At 32.7% G+C, this 21,890-nt stretch carries 23 protein-coding genes and 2 pseudogenes; 13 read left to right on the top strand and 12 right to left on the bottom strand.

What is annotated here, in order from left to right; translation table 11 throughout:
* Window positions 1–131: 131 nt before the first annotated feature.
* Window positions 132–584, top strand: a complete 453-nt coding sequence (locus tag ACFX4W_RS13285; RefSeq protein WP_043981757.1) for a hypothetical protein — start codon at window positions 132–134, stop codon at window positions 582–584.
* A 13-nt stretch (window positions 585–597) separates the two neighbouring features.
* The gene (locus ACFX4W_RS13280) at window positions 598–897 is read left to right on the top strand and encodes a DUF2653 family protein (protein WP_043981756.1); all 300 of its coding nucleotides are present in this window, start codon (window positions 598–600) and stop codon (window positions 895–897) included.
* Between the two features lie 166 nt (window positions 898–1,063).
* Here the strand turns inward: ACFX4W_RS13280 and ACFX4W_RS13275 are convergent, their stop codons facing one another.
* Both ACFX4W_RS13275 and ACFX4W_RS13270 read right to left on the bottom strand, forming a co-directional pair.
* Window positions 1,064–1,252, bottom strand: coding sequence for an IDEAL domain-containing protein (locus tag ACFX4W_RS13275; protein WP_043981755.1), 189 nt, complete (start codon window positions 1,250–1,252; stop codon window positions 1,064–1,066).
* 520 nt (window positions 1,253–1,772) lie between these two features.
* The gene (locus tag ACFX4W_RS13270; protein WP_377559507.1) at window positions 1,773–2,006 is read right to left on the bottom strand and encodes a hypothetical protein; all 234 of its coding nucleotides are present in this window, start codon (window positions 2,004–2,006) and stop codon (window positions 1,773–1,775) included.
* Window positions 2,007–2,068: 62 nt separating this feature from the next.
* Between ACFX4W_RS13270 and ACFX4W_RS30735 the strand changes: the two genes are divergently transcribed.
* On the top strand, window positions 2,069–2,221 hold the full coding sequence (locus ACFX4W_RS30735) for a DUF8096 family protein (RefSeq protein WP_473453317.1): 153 nt from the start codon (window positions 2,069–2,071) through the stop codon (window positions 2,219–2,221).
* A gap of 140 nt (window positions 2,222–2,361) precedes the next feature.
* On the opposite strand, the gene aspA is transcribed toward ACFX4W_RS30735, so the two are convergent.
* Together aspA and ACFX4W_RS13260 are read right to left on the bottom strand one after the other, a co-directional pair.
* Window positions 2,362–3,795, bottom strand: coding sequence for an aspartate ammonia-lyase (gene aspA, locus ACFX4W_RS13265; RefSeq protein WP_322552765.1), 1,434 nt, complete (start codon window positions 3,793–3,795; stop codon window positions 2,362–2,364).
* A 46-nt stretch (window positions 3,796–3,841) separates the two neighbouring features.
* Window positions 3,842–5,113, bottom strand: a complete 1,272-nt coding sequence (locus tag ACFX4W_RS13260; protein ID WP_377559505.1) for a cation:dicarboxylate symporter family transporter — start codon at window positions 5,111–5,113, stop codon at window positions 3,842–3,844.
* A gap of 1,319 nt (window positions 5,114–6,432) precedes the next feature.
* On the opposite strand from ACFX4W_RS13260, the gene ACFX4W_RS30730 reads away from it, so the two are divergent.
* The gene (locus tag ACFX4W_RS30730) at window positions 6,433–6,585 is read left to right on the top strand and encodes a DUF8096 family protein (RefSeq protein WP_473453315.1); all 153 of its coding nucleotides are present in this window, start codon (window positions 6,433–6,435) and stop codon (window positions 6,583–6,585) included.
* Window positions 6,586–6,899: 314 nt separating this feature from the next.
* On the opposite strand, the gene ACFX4W_RS13255 is transcribed toward ACFX4W_RS30730, so the two are convergent.
* From ACFX4W_RS13255 to ACFX4W_RS13245, 3 genes are all read right to left on the bottom strand, one after another.
* On the bottom strand, window positions 6,900–7,025 hold the full coding sequence (locus tag ACFX4W_RS13255) for a hypothetical protein (protein WP_277603634.1): 126 nt from the start codon (window positions 7,023–7,025) through the stop codon (window positions 6,900–6,902).
* Window positions 7,026–7,057: 32 nt separating this feature from the next.
* The gene (locus tag ACFX4W_RS13250; RefSeq protein ID WP_028408939.1) at window positions 7,058–7,330 is read right to left on the bottom strand and encodes a GlsB/YeaQ/YmgE family stress response membrane protein; all 273 of its coding nucleotides are present in this window, start codon (window positions 7,328–7,330) and stop codon (window positions 7,058–7,060) included.
* Window positions 7,331–7,666: 336 nt separating this feature from the next.
* The gene (locus ACFX4W_RS13245; protein WP_377559502.1) at window positions 7,667–8,146 is read right to left on the bottom strand and encodes a hypothetical protein; all 480 of its coding nucleotides are present in this window, start codon (window positions 8,144–8,146) and stop codon (window positions 7,667–7,669) included.
* A gap of 398 nt (window positions 8,147–8,544) precedes the next feature.
* Here ACFX4W_RS13245 and ACFX4W_RS13240 point away from each other — a divergent pair, with 398 nt between their 5' ends.
* Window positions 8,545–8,856 carry a DUF4046 domain-containing protein gene (locus tag ACFX4W_RS13240; protein WP_241771388.1) on the top strand — a complete coding sequence of 104 codons (312 nt, stop codon included), beginning with the start codon at window positions 8,545–8,547 and terminating at the stop codon, window positions 8,854–8,856.
* 15 nt (window positions 8,857–8,871) lie between these two features.
* Window positions 8,872–9,066: pseudogene (locus ACFX4W_RS30725) on the top strand (DUF4046 domain-containing protein); the annotation flags it as partial.
* 8 nt (window positions 9,067–9,074) lie between these two features.
* Here the strand turns inward: ACFX4W_RS30725 and ACFX4W_RS13235 are convergent.
* Both ACFX4W_RS13235 and ACFX4W_RS13230 read right to left on the bottom strand, forming a co-directional pair.
* On the bottom strand, window positions 9,075–10,208 hold the full coding sequence (locus ACFX4W_RS13235) for an FtsK/SpoIIIE domain-containing protein (RefSeq protein WP_377559173.1): 1,134 nt from the start codon (window positions 10,206–10,208) through the stop codon (window positions 9,075–9,077).
* 12 nt (window positions 10,209–10,220) lie between these two features.
* Window positions 10,221–10,520, bottom strand: coding sequence for a hypothetical protein (locus ACFX4W_RS13230; protein WP_377559174.1), 300 nt, complete (start codon window positions 10,518–10,520; stop codon window positions 10,221–10,223).
* Window positions 10,521–11,034: 514 nt separating this feature from the next.
* Here ACFX4W_RS13230 and ACFX4W_RS13225 point away from each other — a divergent pair.
* Both ACFX4W_RS13225 and ACFX4W_RS13220 read left to right on the top strand, forming a co-directional pair.
* Window positions 11,035–11,577 carry a sigma-70 family RNA polymerase sigma factor gene (locus ACFX4W_RS13225; RefSeq protein ID WP_377559175.1) on the top strand — a complete coding sequence of 181 codons (543 nt, stop codon included), beginning with the start codon at window positions 11,035–11,037 and terminating at the stop codon, window positions 11,575–11,577.
* Window positions 11,561–12,652, top strand: coding sequence for a DUF4179 domain-containing protein (locus ACFX4W_RS13220; RefSeq protein WP_377559176.1), 1,092 nt, complete (start codon window positions 11,561–11,563; stop codon window positions 12,650–12,652). Before ACFX4W_RS13225 ends, ACFX4W_RS13220 begins: the two co-directional genes overlap by 17 nt.
* Before the next feature lie 69 nt (window positions 12,653–12,721).
* Here ACFX4W_RS13220 and ACFX4W_RS30720 read toward each other — a convergent pair.
* Window positions 12,722–12,897, bottom strand: a pseudogene (locus tag ACFX4W_RS30720) (DUF8096 family protein).
* Between the two features lie 395 nt (window positions 12,898–13,292).
* On the opposite strand from ACFX4W_RS30720, the gene ACFX4W_RS13215 reads away from it, so the two are divergent.
* A complete protein-coding gene (locus ACFX4W_RS13215) occupies window positions 13,293–14,141 on the top strand; it encodes a ComEC/Rec2 family competence protein (protein WP_483879982.1) in 849 nt (282 codons plus the stop codon).
* Window positions 14,142–14,143: 2 nt separating this feature from the next.
* Window positions 14,144–14,365 carry a DUF3006 domain-containing protein gene (locus tag ACFX4W_RS13210; protein WP_377559177.1) on the top strand — a complete coding sequence of 74 codons (222 nt, stop codon included), beginning with the start codon at window positions 14,144–14,146 and terminating at the stop codon, window positions 14,363–14,365.
* A gap of 760 nt (window positions 14,366–15,125) precedes the next feature.
* Here ACFX4W_RS13210 and ACFX4W_RS13205 read toward each other — a convergent pair.
* Window positions 15,126–16,199, bottom strand: a complete 1,074-nt coding sequence (locus ACFX4W_RS13205) for a SagB family peptide dehydrogenase (RefSeq protein ID WP_377559178.1) — start codon at window positions 16,197–16,199, stop codon at window positions 15,126–15,128.
* Window positions 16,200–16,858: 659 nt separating this feature from the next.
* Here ACFX4W_RS13205 and ACFX4W_RS13200 point away from each other — a divergent pair.
* From ACFX4W_RS13200 to ACFX4W_RS13190, 3 genes are all read left to right on the top strand, one after another.
* Window positions 16,859–18,052 (top strand): MalY/PatB family protein, encoded by a 1,194-nt coding sequence (locus ACFX4W_RS13200; RefSeq protein WP_377559179.1) that lies wholly within the window; start codon window positions 16,859–16,861, stop codon window positions 18,050–18,052.
* A gap of 15 nt (window positions 18,053–18,067) precedes the next feature.
* Complete coding sequence (locus ACFX4W_RS13195) at window positions 18,068–19,330, top strand: MFS transporter (protein WP_377559180.1); 1,263 nt, start codon at window positions 18,068–18,070, stop codon at window positions 19,328–19,330.
* 62 nt (window positions 19,331–19,392) lie between these two features.
* Window positions 19,393–20,601, top strand: coding sequence for an ATP-grasp domain-containing protein (locus ACFX4W_RS13190; protein WP_377559181.1), 1,209 nt, complete (start codon window positions 19,393–19,395; stop codon window positions 20,599–20,601).
* Between the two features lie 295 nt (window positions 20,602–20,896).
* On the opposite strand, the gene epsC is transcribed toward ACFX4W_RS13190, so the two are convergent.
* Window positions 20,897–21,811 carry a serine O-acetyltransferase EpsC gene (epsC, locus tag ACFX4W_RS13185; protein ID WP_377559182.1) on the bottom strand — a complete coding sequence of 305 codons (915 nt, stop codon included), beginning with the start codon at window positions 21,809–21,811 and terminating at the stop codon, window positions 20,897–20,899.
* Window positions 21,812–21,890: the final 79 nt, after the last annotated feature.

Raw genomic sequence — 21,890 nt, 5'->3', positions numbered from 1 at the left:
ACATTAAAAATAGATGAAAATAGTAGAAATTTATAAATTTAGTAGTATAGTAACAGCTACATAAGCTCTCTAAGAAAGAAACTTTATTATAAATTAGCTATATTATATTAATAAAGACAGGAGTAATTGTAATGAAAAAATTGACCTTAATATTTGTATTAATATTTGCAATAGCTTTACCAAATGTTGCTCAGGCAAAAGGATTTAGTGGTCATAGTTCTTTCAGTCACAATTCTTCGTTCAGTTCTCATTCAGGTAGGGACACATATTCAAGTGGCACTTATCATTCTGGATATAAGTCTCCGTCAAGCAACGTTACAAGAACACCATCATATACTAGGTCTCACACGACATATAACCAGACCCAGCCTTCACGAGCAAAAAGTATACTGACTCATGCTGCAGCTTTTGGAACAGGTGCGTTTTTAGGGCATATGCTTCATCCATTTGGTGGGAATTATAACGGTGCATATGGAAATAATCCTTCACATGGATTTTCTTTTTTAGGAATTCTTGTAGATATACTTGTGATTTTAGTCATCATTTGGGTAGTTAAAAACATCTTTACAAGAAGAAGATATTAAGGAGAAATTTAGAATGGAAGTACTATTTAACGAACAAGATATTGTGGATAGCGTTTGTATTTATATTGCTCTAAAAGAAAGAATTGAACCTGAACAGGTAGAAGTAGATTTGGAGCTTCATCCTTCCCTTGGGATTACTGCTTCCACCTTAGCATTAGGACGTACAGCGCGATTGCATGAACAAGACATCATTGATGCTGTTGCAGTATATTTACAGGACTATCACCAGTTCGTCGCGAATCATCTACAAGTTAATTTATCTTTTTCAGAAAAGAATGGATTTACTGCATCTATTCAAGTATTAAGTAATTAGTTTTGACATGAGACTTCCCAGCATTTTCGTACTGGAAGCAATAAGTTATCTCATTATAAGTTTAATTTATTATAAAAAAAATATATATGTGAAATAAAAAGAAGCCTCAGTCTTTAAAAAAGAAGGCTTCTTTTTAATGAATTTCTTCTATATTACGTCGGTTTTATTATGACACGGATTTAAGTTCCTCTGTTAAACGTAAAAAAGCTTGTTTATCTTTATTCTTTAAAGACTGGTCTATTGCTTTAAGGATCTTACTTCTTTTGAAGTCGTTCATCATCTGATCCAAAAACAATTCAGCCAACATTTCATCACGTAAACTTGGATCAACTTCGTTAAGTACATTATTTTCCATTAAAAATCAACCCCTTTATCTTTGCTCCTTTTTAAACAGTATGCTCCTTTTTGACGTTGTTTATACGAGATTGATAGATAAAGAGAAATAATGAATATATTTACCCCACGTATTGATAATCCTCTTGTTATTCTGATTGTTATTTCATACTTATAAACCCTAAAGCGAGCACAAAAACTGTTTTATTTATTTGTTGAAGGAGATCTACAAACTAACTTTTAAGAATATAGGTTCTGACAGTCATGTTTAACGACGGCAAACCACTAACTTAATCTATTTTCCTATCAGAAAAGTTCGTAAAGATGTAAAGTTTTCAGAAGACGTTCGTAATTTATTTTCAAACTTAATCGAACGATGAAAATGACAGGTTTTCTATATAAGAGAAAAGTTCGTAAACGTATACTTTTACGGACGGTGTGTGCTGTAATCTTAGTAAATTGATATTAAGGTAGCCCTTAAAATAATTAAGAATAAAAAAGCTAAGTTTCTTATTCATAGGATTAAGAAACTTAGCTTTTTTTTATCTAGATACTTTTATAACTGTACCATTTACATTGATTGCTTTGATTTTTGATAAATCTAAAGGAGAAGAAGATAGAAATTTAGCTTTAACGCTTTTATTATCACTAAAGTTTTGTAACGAATCGAGTGATTGAATGCTGCCATTATTCATTTTAACACTCACTTTTATGTTATCAGTGTCTTTAAAATACCCTTTTCCGTATAGCGTTACACCTAGTGATGAAAGAGTCATTTTAGTTGCTTGCCAACTGCCAAAGTCTTCATTAAAGCNTAGAAGAGAAAGAGTAGCAAAAAATCATCCTTGATAAAGTTTACGACTATGCTGAATTTCCGAATAAAGTTAGTGTCCAATGCGATAACTGCAGTTCCTCTTACTTCAAAAGTTCTATAAAAGGTGGCATTTTTCTACGTGAATGTCGAGAGTGTGGCATGAAGAAAAGCATTTAGGTGGTATTTAGACTATAAAAAATAGCATGGTTTGAAGGGTAGTTGGTATATTTTTATGTGTATATAGAAAATAAGCCACCCAAGGATATCCAAAGTAGGTGGCTTATACGATAAACTTAATATGGAGCACGCTTTAAAAATTAATTTCTGTCAAAAAGAGAGCTGCCAGATATACCTGGGTTCGTCATTTCATAGGGATTTAAAATTAACTCAAGCTCCTCCTCAGTCAATACGTCATATTGCAAACATAGTTCTCGTACCGACTTTCCATTTAAAATAGCCTCTCTAGCAATTCGTGCTGCTACTTCATATCCGATATGTGGATTTACGGCTGTAATAATCCCTACACTTTTTTCTACATACTCTTTTAAACGTCCCTCATTTGCTTCAATGCCTCTTAGACAATGGTCTGTGAAGACGTGGAATGCGTTATTCATAATACTGATTGACTGAAGCAAGTTAAATACAAGAACAGGCTCCATCACATTTAGTTCAAGTTGACCTGCTTCCGATGCCAGGCAAATTGTATGATCATTACCTATAACTTGAAAAGCTACTTGATTAATCATTTCAGGCATGACAGGATTGACCTTTCCAGGCATAATAGATGAACCAGGTTGACGAGATGGTAGTATAAGTTCAGCTAATCCTGCACGAGGACCAGACGCCATTAATCGGATATCATTTGCAATTTTAGACATATTAATCATGCACACTTTTAAGCTAGCAGAGACTTCTGTATAAGCATCTGTATTTTGAGTCGCGTCTACAAGATGATTGGCCTTCTTAAGTGGTAAACCACTGATATTTGCTAGATATCTTACAACATTTTCGATATAACGTGGATCTGCATTTAAACCCGTTCCAACTGCAGTTGCTCCCATATTAACCTCATATAAATGTCCATAGGATTGCTTAATACGTTTCATATCGCGCTCAAGAACACGACTATATGATTCAAATTCTTGACCAAGACGGATTGGAACCGCATCCTGTAGGTGAGTACGTCCCATCTTTATAATAGAATCAAATTGTTCTGCCTTTTTCTGAAATACACTGTGCATATAATTCATTGTTTTCAGTAACTTATTTAACAGATTAAGCGTTGCAATATGGATAGCAGTTGGGAATACGTCATTTGTTGACTGTGACATGTTTACATGACTATTAGGGCTTAAATCGGAATAAGAACCTTTCTTATGACCAAGTAACTCTAAAGCTCTATTTGCAATAACCTCATTTGCATTCATATTCATTGAGGTCCCCGCGCCACCCTGTATTGGATCAACAATAAATTGATTATTTCTTTTTCCTTCAATAACCTCGTCTGCTGCTTCAATAATTGCATTACCCAACCCATCATATAACCTTTTTGTTTCCATATTAGCAAGAGCAGCAGCTTTTTTAACAATTCCTAATGCTTTAATGAGTTCCGGGTGAATCTGGTAACCTGTTATTGGAAAATTCTCAACTGCACGTAATGTTTGAATTCCATAATAAGCGCTGACAGGCACTTCTTTCGTTCCTAAGAAATCTTTTTCAATTCTTACATCTTGTTTTTCAATCGTTCCCATATCTGTCATAATATTGATCTCCTTCTTTATAAACAAATAAATTATTTTAAGCTACATCTGATTTTTTAATAGAATCTGTATAATGCTTTGCTTTTTCTTTATCGAATCCACCTTCCCACTTAGACATCACAATAGCAGCTAATGCGTTACCTACTACGTTGACAGATGTACGAAGCATATCTAAGATGCGATCAATGCCAGCAATGAATGCCATACCTTCTAAAGGTAATCCCATTGAGCCCAATGTTGTTAATACAACAACAAATGATGCTCCTGCAACTCCTGCCATTCCCTTAGAAGTCAACATCAATACAATTAAAAGTGTAATTTGTTCTATGAAAGATAAATGAATGCCATACATTTGTGCAATAAAAAGGGCAGCAATGGCTTGGTAAATGGATGATCCATCAAGGTTAAAGGTATATCCTGTCGGAATAACAAATGATGTAACAGCTTTCGGACAACCAAAGTTCTCCATTTTAGTCATTAACCTTGGCAATACTGCTTCAGAGCTTGCGGTTGTAAACGCTAAAATTAACTCATCTTTTAAGATTTTTATAAGGACTAAAACATTAGTTCCAGCCATTTTTGCAATAATACCTAATACTACAAAAACAAAGAAAATCATGGTCAGATATATAACGAGTACTAACTTTCCTAAAGGGATTAATGAACCAATTCCAAACTTCGCCACATTCAAACCAATTAAAGCAAATACGCCAAATGGAGCAAATTTCATAACTAAGTTTGTCATCCAAAACATGGATTCTAGTACACCTTCAAAAAAGTTTAAAACTGGTTTGCCTTTTTCTCCAATTGCTGCAACTCCTAGACCAAATAAGACTGAGAAAAAGATAATCGCTAATAAATTTCCTTCAGTCAATGATTGGAATATATTAGTTGGGATGATATGAACGATTTGAGCTGCTACACCTGCACTCTCAGTCGTTTTAGATGTTTCTTCATATTTGGATATATCACCTTTCTCAAGGTTTCCCATATCTATACCAGTACCTGGATGGAATAAATTTGCGGCCAATAAGCCCACTGCTAATGCAATTGTAGTCACAATTTCAAAATAAAGAATGGTTTTTCCACCTAGTCTTCCTAACTTTTTAATATCACCTACACCAGCTATAGATACGATGAGTGCGGATACAACGATAGGAATAACAATCATTTTAATTAGGTGAAGAAAAATATCCCCTAAAGGTTGAAGAATGGCCATCACTGTATTATTTCCATAAAAAATAGCGCCTATAGCAATCCCGAACGCAAGTCCAATAAATATTTGTGTAGCTAATCCTAATTTCTTCATAGTTGTAACCCCTTTCAATTTGCAGTTCATTAAAACACTTAAAGAGAGCCTATGCTTAGGCTAGCGTCTATAAAAAAAGACAATAATTAAAAATAAGTCCAATGTGTAAATATTCTTTAAAATAAATGGTAATCATATAATTTGAAATTAACTCCCCCCTCCAGTAAAGCGTTTAAAATACACTTTTTCGGCTCACCTTATATACCTGAGCATATAGTATCGTTTATAAAGAGATTTTCTATTATCCTTTTAACCTTTTTGAAATCCTGTTTATTGTCTAACATTCACATAAATCTAGTGACAGTCACTTATAGATTTATATGAATGTTAGACAATAATACCCTAATCTATTATTCTCCCATTTCAGGTAAAGAAGTATCTTCTTCTTTATCTAGTGTCTAGAGATAAGGTAGCAATAACACTAGATATCTCTATAACTTGTTAAAATAATTAAATCTCTTAAAATGTTTTTCTTTTAATAAAATGATATCGCTTTCAAAAAATCTCAATCGTAGTAACTACACATATCTTCTCCGAAAGCTAAAGAAATTTAGTATTTATTCCAGGTGTAACTTAATTAACGAAACTACAGCATTAAGTTGGGGTATCTCCTTCAATCTCTTCATACTGTAATCTCATTATAATAAACATGCGTTTCTTGCATATAGGTAATGAATGGAATCAAAAAATGATAATAACGAAAAGTGTATTTTAAATTTCATGTTCTCTTTTTGCGTACTTCAGTTACATTATATTTATATACAACAGATAAATCAAGAAGATTATTATTCATTTCGCGTACATTTTATTTAGACAAGCCTCATAGAAGTGAAAAATATTTAAATAACGACGAACTGTTATTTAAATATTAACCTTTCGTAGCGTGAAAGAGTCTATGCCTTTAAGAAATACTATAAGCAAGGTCATTGCATAACAAAGAAAGGATTCATTCAGTTTGTTGATTCTCTTGGGGATTTATTTATTTTTATTGATGATGTATTTGAGTTAAAGAATAAAATGAGATTAAGCGAGCTCATTGATGTTCGCGTGGCTTAGTTCCTGAAGAAATCGTGTGCAGGAATCACTTAATTGGGTAGAGGTACATTCATATACAATTTTAGAGTCTACACGTTACGTGACGGTTCAAAGAGAATCATTTAAACAGGAACTCCAAAGAGCAGGTATTCAAGAAACGCAAATTTTTCAGGTGCAACTAGTGGAAAAAACAAAGTAATTTTAACATACACCTTTTATATAGACCTAATTGTGTTAGTCAAATAGAAAGGAGTGATCAACCTGGAAGAAATAAAAGAGCAAGGATCGATTTTGATAAAGTGTATGACTATGCTAAATTTCCGGATAAAGTTAGTGGCCGTTGCGATAACTGCAACTCAGCTTACTTCAAAAGCTCCGTAAAAGCTGACGTTTTCTTACGTGAATGTAGAGAATGTGGTATGAAGAAGAGTATATAAAATATAAATATATGATAACCAGGCCTTTCAGAATTTAAAGGGGCCTTTTGTTTATGTTCAATAAGGTTGAGTAATAAATACTTCAGTTTAAGTGAGGAAGCTAATCCCTAATCTATAAAAAAAGCGCATATTCTAGATCCGTTTACTCCTGACCTACTGCAGTAAAGAAGCATATCCTTACTTTATTTTTAAATATTTTTCATAATAATAAGCGACCCTATATACCGTAAACAAAGTTACTAAGGTCGCTTATACTATATTTTGATTTATTATTTTTTTGTCTGCTTCTTTATAATAAAATATCTGTAATCTCATTAATCTTCTGACAGAATTTCACTATAATTATTAATTTGATCGAACAAATAAGTAAGATAAGAATCTAGTTCAAATTGATTACCATCAACAAAATCATATAGCATAGAATTATTTTCTTCTCTCATTTTTAGTCACTCCAATTTAAGTTTTTTTGATTTTATACATGATGACCATGATTCTTTTTTTGACCCATTTTTCTTAAAAGAAAGCTTACAATTAATACTAAAATGATTGATCCAATAATTGCTGGGATGATTGCAAAACCGCCAATGACTGGCCCCCAACTTCCCAAGATAAGGCCGCCTAACCAAGAACCAATAAAGCCAGCGATAATATTACCAATAATACCTCCAGGAACATCGCGTCCTGTAATTAAACCGGCGAGCCATCCAATAATTCCACCTACAATTAGCATCCATAGAATCTCCATTAATACTTCCCTCCTTCTAAATTATTTAATTGACTTTACCCTTCACTAAAACTCATTAACCTTGTTATTTTTTTCCTGATTAGAGCTTTTCTCTTATATAAAAGGACATCTTCTCATTTCTCGACTGTTTCATGAAAAAGATAAGCGATTAGGACAAGCCCTCAGCATATAAAAACCCAGCACATATTCTATGACCATCTAGTCATCACCTAGTGCGGTAGCTACTTAGTATTAAAAGAATAACTACTTCGTTTGGTAATCAGTATCTATTTCAGTACCGTTGCCACGTTAATATACGTTGTGGATGTACAGTTCTAATTAGCCACTTTTCCTTTGTTAATCCGGATTACATGTTATCTTTCCATATTTCAATGCATCATAGATAGCTCGCCCATCACTTAAACTCGTTTCTGAATATTCAAAGGGTAAGAGCGAGAAAACAATATAATAAATAGAGAAATAAACAAATTGGTAAGAAAAGAGATTCTTTGAGAGAACACCCAACATAATTAAACCATACACAAGAAGTATAGACGCTAAATTAGCTATGGTACCTCCAGCATAAACACAAGCATGAGTAAACCGATTATCATACTTTAATTTTTCGTAAATACAAAAGGAGTGCAAAAAATAAATAGATTTTATTTTGATTTTTTTCCACCTAAAAATCGTTCTCCCTTGTCCAATGGTAAAATCGACCCTTCCACCTAAAATAATAGCCATAAATGAATGCCTTAGTTGGTGAATAACAGACACAAGTGGAATGACAATTAAAAAAGAAAATAATAATTTCGGCATATCACTCCATCCAAACATACCTGTCTCCCCTTTATCCCAAAATAATCTTACATTTGATATTCCACATTTTCTTCTATCAAAACCGGTAATTTTATGAGGGCTTTATAAGAGAATGGTGCTTTTCTATGCTTTGTGTTTATGATTTTCATTAGGTTAATTAAATAATTAAACCGGACCTTCTTTACAATAAAAAGAGCTACCTCCAAATAGAAAAAGGTAGCTTGCTCTACTCAAGAAAGAAATTACAGATGTTCATCGGGTTAAAACAATTTAAGTATTTTAAACTGATAAAAAATCAGTAGCTTTTCTTGTCTTTTTAATATGTATCTCATAGAGATTTAGCCTTACTTGCATATAAATTCCATTATTATACACAATGATAATAAAATATAATTTCTTAAAAGGGGCTTTCGATAGTGAAAAGAGAACAAGTCATTGAAGTTTATAAAGATGTTCTAGAGAAGAGGAGAAAACGATTTCCAAATTATTTTTTTGCAGGTAATGAAGGGGAAAAATATATGCGCTACATGACATGCTACTTACTTGAACAACACTTATCGATCCCCATCGTTGAAATCCCTTTGCAAGTAGGAGCAAATACATTATGGTCTCATCGTCTTAGACCCCCTGCCATGCTATATGGATGGAATTATTATGAAGTCATAGATAATGCTTACCCAGGAAAATTTAAACCTTGGGAGTTTCAACAAACTCCTGATAAATATTAGGACGGAGAAGAAGGAAAGAGAAGGGCCATTGAGGCGGTAAGATATGTAATAGAGGGAAAAATGAAGATTCCCATGAAAGAAATACCCTCTCAAATTAATTTTCATTTTTTTAAACAACATGGTTTAGGGGGCGCCTTTACCCTTTTAGGCTATTCTCCTTTTCAAATAGTTGAAGCGATTTATCCTGGTGTCTTTATCACGTTGAGATAAACGGAAACTCATCGCTGCTCCTCCTTCTCTAATAACCCAAAGATGGAATGTGATACCACTTCTAGTTCTGGTTCAGGATCTTTCACGAGCGTTTTATAAGGTGAAAGGATTTCCTTACAAGCTTCCTCATCTAAGAAGTAGGCTTGAAACTCTTTCACTTCATTAATTTTAATTTTCATACGCCCCCTGGCTGCAGCATCAATTTCTTCTGCACCTAGTACTCCAGCTACTTTCGCATTTGTAGCATCGGCTTGCCTACCAGAAATCCTTACACGCAAATTCGCTTTTAACGCAGAGTTTAATAAATCGGCATCGGGACGCTGCATGGCAATAATCGTATGAACACCTAACGCACGACCTTGGCTGGCAAACTGTTGGATCATCTCCACAAGATCCGTTTCTCTCTTCACGATGGACATTTCATCAATTACCACAACGATACGAGGCAGCTTAAAAGGTAGCCTGCTGATATGCGTCACACCATGCTCTAACAATAAATCGCCTCTTCGATACATTTCAGCTCGTAATAAAGCAAAAGGTTTTCTCATATCCTTGGCTTCAAAGCAAAGCGCATCTACATGCTCAATCCCATGAAATAGCCCTAAATCAGCTCGTTTAAGATCGACCAATACTAATCGCAACTCATCAGGCGATGTATATTTCACCCATGTTGTGAGGATCACACGCATGAGACTGCTTTTTCCGGCTCCAATTTCGCCAGAAATCAGTATTGTTTCCAAATCCGCAAAATCCCATGAAACGGGGTTTCCATAAATATCTTGACCAATGCATACCGGAAGCTCCATTTTTTCAATATAAGGATGAATACTTTCATAACTATAATTAAGCATCTTAGGTAGGCTTTTGTGATGAACGGTAATGCTAAAGTTCTTTAAGCTGCCGTTTATTTCGATATTGCTGCCTAGCACTTGTCGTAATGCCCATCTTTTTTTATTTAAAAGTTCAGGATCAATGCCATTTAGTAAGGAAAAAGCATACCGAGTGTAGGTGAGCTGATGATCGATCCGATGGATCTTCGGAAATTGATAGGAGGTACGATCCCCACGCTTTATGACCCGATAAATCTCTGCCGTACGAAACGCTTTAATAAGCTTTCCACGCAATTTTAGTTTCTCAAACATCTAGAACCCTCCCTAAAACATAAATGTCGCAAAGAAGTAAAATAGAGCCCCATAAAAGGTGAAAGGCAAGATAAAGCGCATTACTTTTGAGAACTGATCAACGAGATCAATGACACCCCATCGCTCTAATATTCGTTCGATAACAGCAATCCCTAAGACAATGCCTCCTATGGTCAGAATAGTGGGGTCAAGCATAGCTAGTGGACTAAATGGGACAAAGGAATAAGCCTTGAGGGGACGAGATCTTGTAAGAGGTGGTTTGTGAGGTGGAGGTAATATTTTCCGGAAGGTAAATCCTTTTGTTTTTCTCATGTTGGTACCTACTTTCATTCTTTTTATTTTTTCGCTTTTCATGTCTCAGTTATTTCAGCTCAACACATCTGGTCGCCCCCTTCGCCTCTTCGGCTCAGCTCCCTTACAGATTCGATGAAGGGCTTCACAAGGCGTATAAAGCTTGTATTAACGCGGTAGCGATACTGAACTAGATACTGATTAGATAATGAAGTCGTAATTCTTTAGATACTATGTAGCTACTTCAGCAAGCTTGCCTGTCCAGTCGAAAAATAAAAAAGAACCCTTACTGCAGTAGGTAAGGGATAGCTGATTATGTAAGAAGTAATGGGTTTTCATATGGTAGGGGTTGTCCTATTGAATGGTTGATTTTATAAAATGGACGAGGAGTCCGGAGATCTCATGATTGCTTATTTTCAGAGAAACAATGTTCACCTTATGAATAGTAAAATAAAAATAATGTAAAAAAAGAGAAGAATAATGAAACTTTCTCTATGTCGAGATGACTCTAATTAACGAGAGGAGGGATGGCACTGTGAAACATGATATACATACAGTAAAAAAAGCAATTAATGGAGACGATAGGGCTTTTGAAGAATTACTTTTTCAAGAAGAGAAAATGCTCTATTATAAAGCTCTTTCGTACGTTGGAACAAAAGAAGATGCTCTTGATGTTATCCAAGAAACAGCATGTAAAGCATTTCTCGCAATAGGTCATCTACAAAAGCCAGAATATTTTTCAACTTGGTTATTTAGAATTCTTATACGTGAGTGTTACAAGCTATTAAAGAAACGAGAACAAATTGTTCCTTATGAAGAACATGAATTATTAAAGAGGTTAGATCAGAAACAGGAAAAAGAAATAGAATCTTTTCATTTAAGTGAGGCATTATCTAAACTTAAGTCATCTTATCAAACGTCTATTATCTTATTTTATTATCATGATTTATCCATTCAGGACATTTCGGATGTGATGGAAAAACCAGTTGGTACAGTAAAAACGTATCTACGTAGAGCGAAGAAACAATTAAAAATTGAGTTAGAAAGGAGCTATAAATTAAATGAAAGAATCTCATGAGCAGGTAGAAAACTTCCCCAAAGAACAGGTTCGATCAGCTATTCAAGCAGGTATTAGTCAAGCAGAATTACAAATGAATGGCAACAAGGTAAGTTATAAATATAACCATAAAATCAGTAATAAAAAAAAGAAAGGCTTATATGCTATGTCCAGTGTGGCAGTCGCTTTTGGACTATTAGTTGCTTCTTCTTATCAATCCCCAGCTTTAACAAGCACTTTGTCTCAAATACCTATTATTGGTTCTGTTTTTGCAGATTCTAATTCCGTTAGTTTGAAACAAGCTCAAAAAAAAGGATTGACCAGCCAGATTGGAGAAACACAGACTGTTAATGGAATATCTGTTACGCTTGATGAAATTCTATATGACCAAAATGGCATTAGCCTTGGTTATATCATAAAATCAGAAAAAAAATTAGGAGAATACTATTTTGGTGCTGGTATGGATTTCACCATAAATGGAAAATCACCTGACGGATCCTCAGGTTCCTATGGGGAAAAAGTTCAATCAGCAACAACTCGAACGGCCATTCAAGAGATAAACATATCTGAAGATATGCCAAATTCTTTTGAGCTTGGGTTAATCCTGCATGGTAAGAATGGAGAAACGTGGTATTTCTCAAATCCAGTCAAAAAAATCACGGATATTAAGAAGGTTCCTATCCATCATTTACAAAATGTGGACGGCATTGCTCTTAAAGTCGAAGATTTATCCTTAAGTAAAACAGGTATGAGTATAGCTTATGAGAGTACTGAAAAAGGAGAGGACTTTGAACTAAGCAGAGCTGGAGATATAGAATTCCGAGTAATTGATCAAGATGGGAAGGAGATTGCAAGCCATTCTGGTGGGGCAGAAGGTCAAAGGGTGAAAGATAAACTAGTATTTAAAAGTAATAAAAAGTTTGATCCAATTAACTCACATGTTACTGAATTGACCGTTACTCCTTATTTATCTCTTCCAACAGAGGGTGGGGGAGTTGAATTTGGTGAAAAGGGCGAATCAAGGGATATAGGTTTCAAAGGTGGGTCTTTGAAACCAGTCAAATTTAAATCCTTTAAAGTGAAAATACCCAAATAAGTTTATTTAAAGAAAACAAAGAAAGAGAAGGATTGAAGCCTTCTCTTTTTACTATATGATTATCTATACCTAGATACTCTTCCTCCTGCCACAATTTCGACATTCGCACAGGAAAACGCCACCTTTTACTGAACTTCGAAGTAAGCTGAGTTACAGTTGTCGCATCGGCCACTAACTTTATCCGGAAATTCAACATAGTCATACACTTTATCAAGATCTATTTCTTGCTGTTGTTTCCCTTTCATATTAATTACTCTTTTCCAATTAACCCTTGTTAGGTTATTACAAGAATTGGAGGTGAAATTATCTTATATAAAATGAACATCAATTAGCTCATTTTATTTTTAATTATCTTTCCTTATACATAAAAAGCTTCATTTTTATCTATAGTTTACGAAGGTTGGACGATAAATTCATTTTCTTTTGAAATGTCAAGTTGATAAAAATCTTAAAACAGTCCATTTTACTACTATTTACCTCCGTATTGTCACGATACTTTCTATATAACGTGACTTTTTTCACTTTTATAAGTAAAAATATTCAATTTTGCTGTATCAACAGATGGTTTCATATAGTAAAATTAATTTTGCTATAAAAGAACACTACATATGAAAATACATTTGTAAAAGGGGATAAAACAATGAAGAGTCGTGTTATCAAGATTGTTTCTTCGCTAGCTATAGGAATAGGAATTGCTGTAGCTCCTGCTTCCTCATACGCAGCAACGCCTAAAACCATGAAAGTACACTACATTGATGTAGGTCAAGGAGATAGTATCTATATTAAAGCTCCTAATGGCGAGGACATTGTTATTGATGGTGGAAACAAAGGGAAAGGAAATGCAGTTGTAAGTTATTTAAAGAAACAAAAGGTCGATGATATAGAAGTATTAATTTCAACTCATCCTGATGCTGATCACATTGGTGGGCTAGATGAAGTTATTAATGCATTCAAAGTAGAAAATGTTTATGCTCCCAAAGTAAGTAATAACACGCAAGCTTACAAAGACTTTTTAAATGCCGTGAAAAAGAAAAAATTAACGATTAAAACCGCACAAGCAGGTGTAAAGTTACCTGTTAAAGATGTAAATGCACAAATTGTAGGGCCTACCAGAATGTATGCCAACAGTGACTTAAATGACTGGAGCGCTATTGTCCATATGGCTTACCAAAAGAATACATTTTTATTTACAGGGGATGCTGAAACAAAAGCAGAAGCAGACATGATTAAGGCAAAGAAAACAATACGTGCAGATGTACTTAAAGTTGGCCATCATGGTGCCAAAACGTCTACAAGTAAGAATTTCTTAGATGCTGTAAAACCTAAGTATGCAGTCATCAGTGTGGGTAAAAATAGTTATGGACACCCTACTTCTCAAGTTGTGAACTTACTAAAAAACTCTAAAGCAAGTATTCTGCGAACAGACCAAAGTGGTACAATTATTATTACTGGGGATGGAACATCTTATTCTGTTAAAAAATCGAGGTAATTATGAAAAAGATAAAAGGTATTATTGATCGATTTGAAGAGGGATTTGCTGTTGTTGAAATCGAAGGAAAGACAAAGGACTACCCTAAAGATATTTTCCCTAAGAATACACAAGTTGGAGATGTCGTTTATATTACAGGTAATCAAGTGAAAATTGATAGACAAGAAACTCAGAAAAGAGCAAAAGAAATTGAAAGTCTAATGAATGAGATTTGGGAAGATTAACAGCTCATTCATTAGATCTTGTTCTGGCGTGAAAACTGTTCATTCTCGTCACACTAAGCCCCAATATTGAATATTTATTTTACAAAGTACAAAGCTAATAATTAGTCAAGTCTACTTTGTGTTTCTATTTTAATTACTTAGCTTGAATACATAGAGATTGTTTTTACCTAACCCGGTAGATATAAAAAACGCTTAAATTAACTTTTTAAGCGTTTTTTGCATTATTTCAATTCAATCCTTAGTACGATTCAGAGATAATGAGCTTATCTTCGACAAAAATACAAGGTTTTCTCGTTTCTGATACAAATTAGTTCTAAATTTATAAAACATTAATTATGTTTGAAGATATAACTCAAAAAATGACCATACTTCTTCCACACTTAACATACAATTCTTCATTTCCAAAAATTAAATGTTGCTTACCTGTTAATCAAATTATGAGGTACTTATCTACTTATCACCAAAAACTCATTTAGTGATTATTAGAGCTCTTATTATTTCGTTCCAGTAACTCTTAAAATCCTTATTGTTCTTTGTTTTCTCCTCTTTCTTAACAGGCTGTTTACTATTATCCATTCTATTTACCATACTCCTTCAATAGTTGTTTAATCAAGTAGGAATATAAATTTTTTTATATGAAAGTTTATAATGCTGCTTATTGAAAAGAAATTTTATTCAAACTTTAATAGAAGTGAGCCCCATTATAGGTAAAGGCATCACTTCTACTTTAAATTAGTTTCAATTATTTTTGTTTGATATTTTATTTACGAGATATCAATCTATCTATAGTTCGCTGATCAATACCCTGTTTTTCGCCAATTCCAGCTCCTACAAAAAACAAGGCACTTTCTGTTCTACCATCAACCCCTAAAAACTTCTCTACCTCTGTATCTTGAAATGCTCCTGTAATCCATGTTTGATAACCTAGAGCTGTAGCACAGAGTTGAAAAGTTTGAGAAGAGTGACCTATATCAAGGAGAACATTTCTATACGCACGAGAATGTTGGTATTTCCACCAAGCTTTATCAAATCTTCCTGAGATAAATATACCTACGGCTAATCCTGCAGAGAAGTATTGATCGTATAATAAATCGATCATCTTATCCTCGAATTCGCCCTCTTTTAGGCGAGTGAGCTTATGATCTTGAGGTCTATAATGATATAAACCTGGTAATAGACCTTCTACATGAAAGACTAACAAATAAGCTTCTTCGGGATGCAATCCGCCACCAGATGCACTTGCCTTACGCATTCCTGTGGCAACTAAACCATTTTCAGAGAGCTCATTCCACTCTTCACCATGTATAAGACCAAATGACGTAAATAGTAATGTGGATAAATAATTTAATGGCATGGTTTCACCATTAAACACCCTACAGGTTTGTCTATCTTTAAGCACGTTAATAAATTTCCCTTCTTCATACAGAGAAATGTCCGGCTTAGGTAATTCAATTATCGTTCCCGGATGTTCAGTAAATAAATTAGGTTGTTTATCAATAATACCTTCACAAAAATCAAGATATTCATCTACCCATTCATCGGGATTGGAGAGTTTTTTTTCAGTAAGTGGAATATTCTGAGTTCCTTTATGAAAGATGTGTGATAAAACATCCCATCCCCACTTTTCTTCAGTAGGAATTTCTCTTACTAAAAGATTAGCTTCTAATAGTTCTTTATCAATAGAGTTGGTATCGGTAACTGATCCTTTTGACCATTCTAGGAGTCTATTTAAATAGTCAGATTCCAGAGCATACTGTTCATGGTTATTATAATCCCATAATACAAATTCTCCATTCTCAATTTGAATAAATAAATTAGGGTTTAACGTATACATTTTAATAATTCCTTCCTAAAAATATTTATATGTAAATTAAATTTAGACTAAATAAATTAATAATAACCAAGCTCCTGAGAATAGTGATTCAGTGGCTTGGTTATTTTCAGTTATGCAAATATTATTTGCTAGCTAATACAGGCATTAAAGCGCATGTACGTTTTACTTCACGAGTAACTTTTTTCATTTTAGGCCCCTCCCCCGTATATGTATTTTTACTTAGTCATGCAAACATTATTTGCTAGCTAATACAGGCATTAAAGCACATGTACGTTTTACTTCACGAGTAACTTTTTTCATTAAATCCAACTCCTTCTATTAATGTATTTATCTACCATGTAGACAACCTTATGATAACACAGAAAAACAAAAAATCAATATAAATAAACTAAAATTTTAAAATTATTAATATTTTCTGTCTTTTTAAATAACTTGTGCCAGATATGACAATTTAAGAAGTTTTAAACTTATATATTCTATATAAATGAAAATATAGGTTTTTATCCCAATTAATAATCACTATATTAACACAAAAAATGGAATAATAAACATAAATAAACTAATGATTTAAAATTATTAATATTTTCTGTTTTTTTATTGGGTTATTTGTAATATACTAAAAAAAGGTAATTTTTCTTATTTTAGGGAGGTATTCAATTGTGAAATATGATTTTAATGAGACTATCTTGAGGAAAGGTTACAATTCCAGAAAATGGGATGATGTTAAAGAATTATTTGGTGATGATGAGATTCTTCCTATGTGGATTGCAGATATGGACTTTAAAGTTTGTCCTCAGATTGTTGAAGCAATTACCAATAGAGCAAGTCACGGAGTTTTTGGTTATGCAACTCGATCTGACTCTTACTATTCTGCTCTTATAACCTGGTTGGAAAAGCGCCATTCATGGAAAGTAAAAAAAGATTGGATTACTTTTAGTCCGGGCGTATTACCAGCTTTAAAGTTAATAATCGAAACTTACACTAAACCTGGAGATAAAATTATTTGTCAGCCTCCAGTGTATCCTCCTATATTTGAAACTATTAAAGAAAGTGGAAGAGTCTTAGTAGAAAACCCCTTGATTTATGACGAACATAAAAGAAAATACTATATGGATATAGAAGATTTTTCGAGCAAAATTGATTCTTCAGTTAAGCTATTTATCTTGTGTAACCCACACAATCCAATAGGTAAAGTTTGGGATAAAGAAGACCTCATTAGATTAGGAGAAAAATGTCTAGCAAATAATATGATAATAGTTTCAGATGAAATACATTGTGATTTAGTTTTACCAGGATTTAAACATACTCCTTTTGCTACCTTGTCAGATAACTTAGCCAATAATTCTATTACATGTTTATCTCCTAGTAAAACATTTAACTTAGCTGGATTACAAACAGCCAATGTTATTATTCCCAATAAGGAGTTAAGAGAAAAATATGTTCATACATTAAATAGTTATTATCTCGCTAAAACCAATACTTTTGGAATAGTAGCATTAGAGGCAGCTTACAATAACGGGGAGAAATGGTTAAATGAATTAATTTTATATTTAAAGGATAACTTTGAATACCTTAAGAAATTTATAAACTATAATATCCCACAAATTAAGGTGATAGAACCAGAGTCTACTTATTTAGTATGGTTAGACTGTAGAAAGTTAGGTTTGAACGAAAAACAATTGGAAAATTTCATGTTGAAAAAGGTAAAGATAGCAATGGATGAAGGCTATATATTTGGGACAGAAGGTAAAGGTTTTGAAAGAATTAACATAGCATGTTCTAGACAGACATTAGAAGTAGCTTTAAACCGTTTAAATAATGCTGTTAAAAATCTAATGAAGGTGCCTAATTAATTGGGAGGATTATCAATGAATGTTTTTAAAGTATTTGGGCTATTTCGTCAATCTATTTTTAGAAATTTTTTCTTTGCATCATTAGCCTCCTTTTTAGGCGAAGGTATTGTAACTCTAACGATTATAGTTGTAACTTTGAAAGAAAGTAATTCTGTTATGTCTATAGGTTATATGCTTATATTGACTATATTACCATCTGCTATTTTAGGACCGATTATAGGGGCTTTAATAGATAAAACTAATAAAGCAAAGTTAAGTATTATTTGTTCGATTCTGAGAGCTGTGACTATTGTTTTACTCCCTATAGCTATGTATTTAGGTTTTTTTAATGTTTTTGTGCTTTATCTTTCAATTTTTCTCAGTTATATTGCTTGGTACATATTAATGCCTACTTTAGAAAGCATTATAAAAGATGTAATTGATGAAGATAATTATTTAAAAGGGGTGTCCTTTCTTCAGGCAGCATGGCAAGTGGGTATGCTGATGGCAGGGTTATTGGCGGGTAGTGTTATGAACATCGCTGGAGTAGAATTAACTTTAATGATCGCTTCTGTCACTTATATAGTAGGAGCAATCTTCTTTTATAAAATCTACAAAGTTTTTGAATATAAACCTATAAGTAAAATAGGGGAAACACATTCAATAGTACAAGAGTACTTTACTGATATAAAAGAAGGCCTCAACTATTTAAAGGGTAATAAAAAAATATTATTTTTTAGTTTAACATCTTGTATAGTTCTTCCCTTCTTCTATGCAATCAATATTCTTTTAGCACCTTTCAATTATCAAATGGTTACAGGAAATGAATTTACACTTGGATTTATTGATAGTGGCGCTGGTATCGGTAGTTTACTATCTGCAGCTTTTTGTTTAATCATATCTTCAAGAAAAAAGATATCTTTTTATTTGCTGTGCTCATTGTTATTACTTGGGGGCTCCACAGTTATATTTAGTATGCAAACACAATATTTTATGGCTTTTATATGTTATATAGTATTAGGCTTTTTTATAGGCAATGTAAAGGTATTATCTAAGTCTATTATATATAAGTACGTAAACGAAAAATATATTGGTAGAACTATGGGAACAATCTCAATGACAAGCTTAGTACTTACTATTATTTATACTTTACTTATAGGTTACTTAGGAGATATTTCTGTACATCTTGCTTATTTAATTACTTCACTTTCTCTTTTGGTTCCGGCTCTATTTTGTTTATTAGGTAAAGTTCTAGACGACAGACAGATTAAGGTGGAAACTAAAATTAACGCGTCTTAATTGAATTGAAGAATTTTAAAAATCTTCAGTAAAAGTATATTTCTTTGAAGGAGAATAAATTCATGGAAAACCTTTCACCTGTTATTCTATTGGATAAGCCATATATCTCTGATTTATTGTTAGAAACGATTAAAGAATTAAATGTGCCAGCTTTTTTATGTAATAAAGATATTATACCTAATAAACAATACACTTCAATGTTTATTAGTAAAGAGCAATTAACAAATAAATTAAAGGAGAATAGCCTTGTATATTTGAATTCTGAAAATGCAATTTCCTGCTTACTTGATTATAGTTCAAACAAGGAATTTACAAAAACAACTCAACTTCTTAAGAATAAGGTTAAATTTCGTGAAATGACTAAAGATATGTATCCAAATTTTAATTTCAAAGGTATTAGTATAGAAAAATTAGCAAACTTAAATAGGAAGGATTGTATATTTCCGTTCATCTTAAAACCATCTGTTGGCTTTTTTAGCATGAATGTTTATAAAATAAATAATTTTGATGAATATAAAAATGTAATAAAGAATATAGAAAACGAGAGGAAAAAAGCTGAATTTCTCTACCCTAAGCATGTAATAGATAACAGTGAATTTATCATAGAAGAATATTTAGCTGGAGAAGAATTTGCAATTGATGCATATTACAATTCTGAAGGAAAACCAATTATATTAAATATCTTAAAACATCTTTTCTCCTCAGAGGATGATACTAGCGATCGTATATATTACACTCATAAAAATATCATTAATCAATACCTAAATCAGTTTACAAAGGAACTAGATAAATTAGGGAAGATATTTAATTTAAAAGGATACCCTGTACATGTAGAATTTAGGGTAATAGATAACAAAACAATAGTTCCAATTGAAATAAACCCCTTACGATTTGCAGGGTGGTGTACATCAGAGCTTATGAAATTCGCGTTCAACCTTAATCCATACGAATATTATTTCAAACAAAAAGAGCCTTCTTGGAATGAAATTTTTAAAGGAAGAGAAAATAATTATTATTCAATTAATGTTGCTGATATACCCAAAAGTATAGACATTAGCGATATTGTTTATGTAGATTATGAAAGATTTTCAACATCTTTTAGTAACTTATTACAAATGAGAAAAATAAACTATAAAGAATATCCTGTTTTTGCTTTTGCTTTTGCAGAAACAAGGAATTTTGAAGAAATGGTACGTTTTTTAAAAGAAGATTTATCAAAATACTTAATTACTAAGCAACAAAATTCGCTTGAGTCTAATATTTTTACTTGATAGTAGTATAAGAGATCATAAGACCGCAAAATTTTCTTGAAAGAGCACTTTGCAGCCCTATGATCTCTTGTTTTGATTAAATAAAAAACGAATTTTTTCTCTAAACCAGGTAAAATAAGATGGTACTCATGGTACCATCTTTCTGTAAATAAAATTAGATCAAATAGATTGATTCCACTGAAATAAATTTCGCTTTCTATACTACTTGTGAACTTTTTTAAATACTTATATTGCTATATATAAGTTTGAATAACTAATTGAAGATATTTTCAGGTTTTGAATCAGGATCCTTTTTTTATATCTTCATGGTATTTTTTATGATTGGTGCTGGTTGAGAGTTATAAACTTTAGAATGAGGAGGTACAGAACTAGTTATGCATACGTTTCCTCCAATTATAGAGTCATGTCCAATTACAGTCTTTCCTCCAAGAATCGTTGTTCCAGCATATATAACAACATTATCCTCTATGGTAGGATGTCGCTTTAATTCCTTTATGATATTGCCTTGGTGATCTACTGAAAAGCTTTTAGCACCCAAGGTTACACCTTGGTATATTCTTACATTCCTTCCTATTGTACATGTTTCACCAACCACTACACCTGTCCCATGATCAACGAAAAAACGCTCTTCAATCTTTGCCCCTGGATGAATATCAATTCCCGTTAACCGATGAGCATATTCTGACATTATCCTAGGGATTATTGGGATCCCTAGAATAAATAATTCATGTGATATTCTGTGTGTACTTATTGCCTCTATGGAGGGATAGCTAAGTAAGATTTCTTCCATGGTAATTGCTGCAGGATCTCCATCATAGGCTGCTTGAATATCACTTTGAAGTTTTTTTCTGATTTCTGGAAACTTATTTATTATTTTCATAACCATTTGATCTACTTTAAATTCATAGAAATCATTATTACTTTGATCTTTATCATTATTTATTAGTACTTTATTAATTAGATTTTTTAGCTCTAAAGCTACCATTTTTAATTTCTTGTCGATTAAAATATTGATTTTAGTATTATTGATTGGTAATTTACCGTAGGTGTTAGGGAACAGTGCAGAACGGTAGTGATGAAGTATCTTATATATTTTTTGTTTATCAGCAAACTTTATATTTTCTTCTATTTTAAAAAAACTTTTGTTTATACTTTCAAGTGAATTTGCAACCTTAGCAATTTCATTATTGAAATATTCATTTTCTTCCATTTAATTAAGCCTCCGCAAAAGTTACCAGATATATAATGAATACTTTTCAATCAATTTATAATGCTATAGATAGTTGGGA

Source organism: Priestia sp. YIM B13489 (assembly GCF_042787645.1).
GTDB lineage: Bacteria > Bacillota > Bacilli > Bacillales > Bacillaceae_H > Priestia > Priestia megaterium.
The sequence above is the reverse complement of the archived record's forward strand: the minus strand, read 5'-3'. Positions and strand labels throughout refer to the sequence as shown.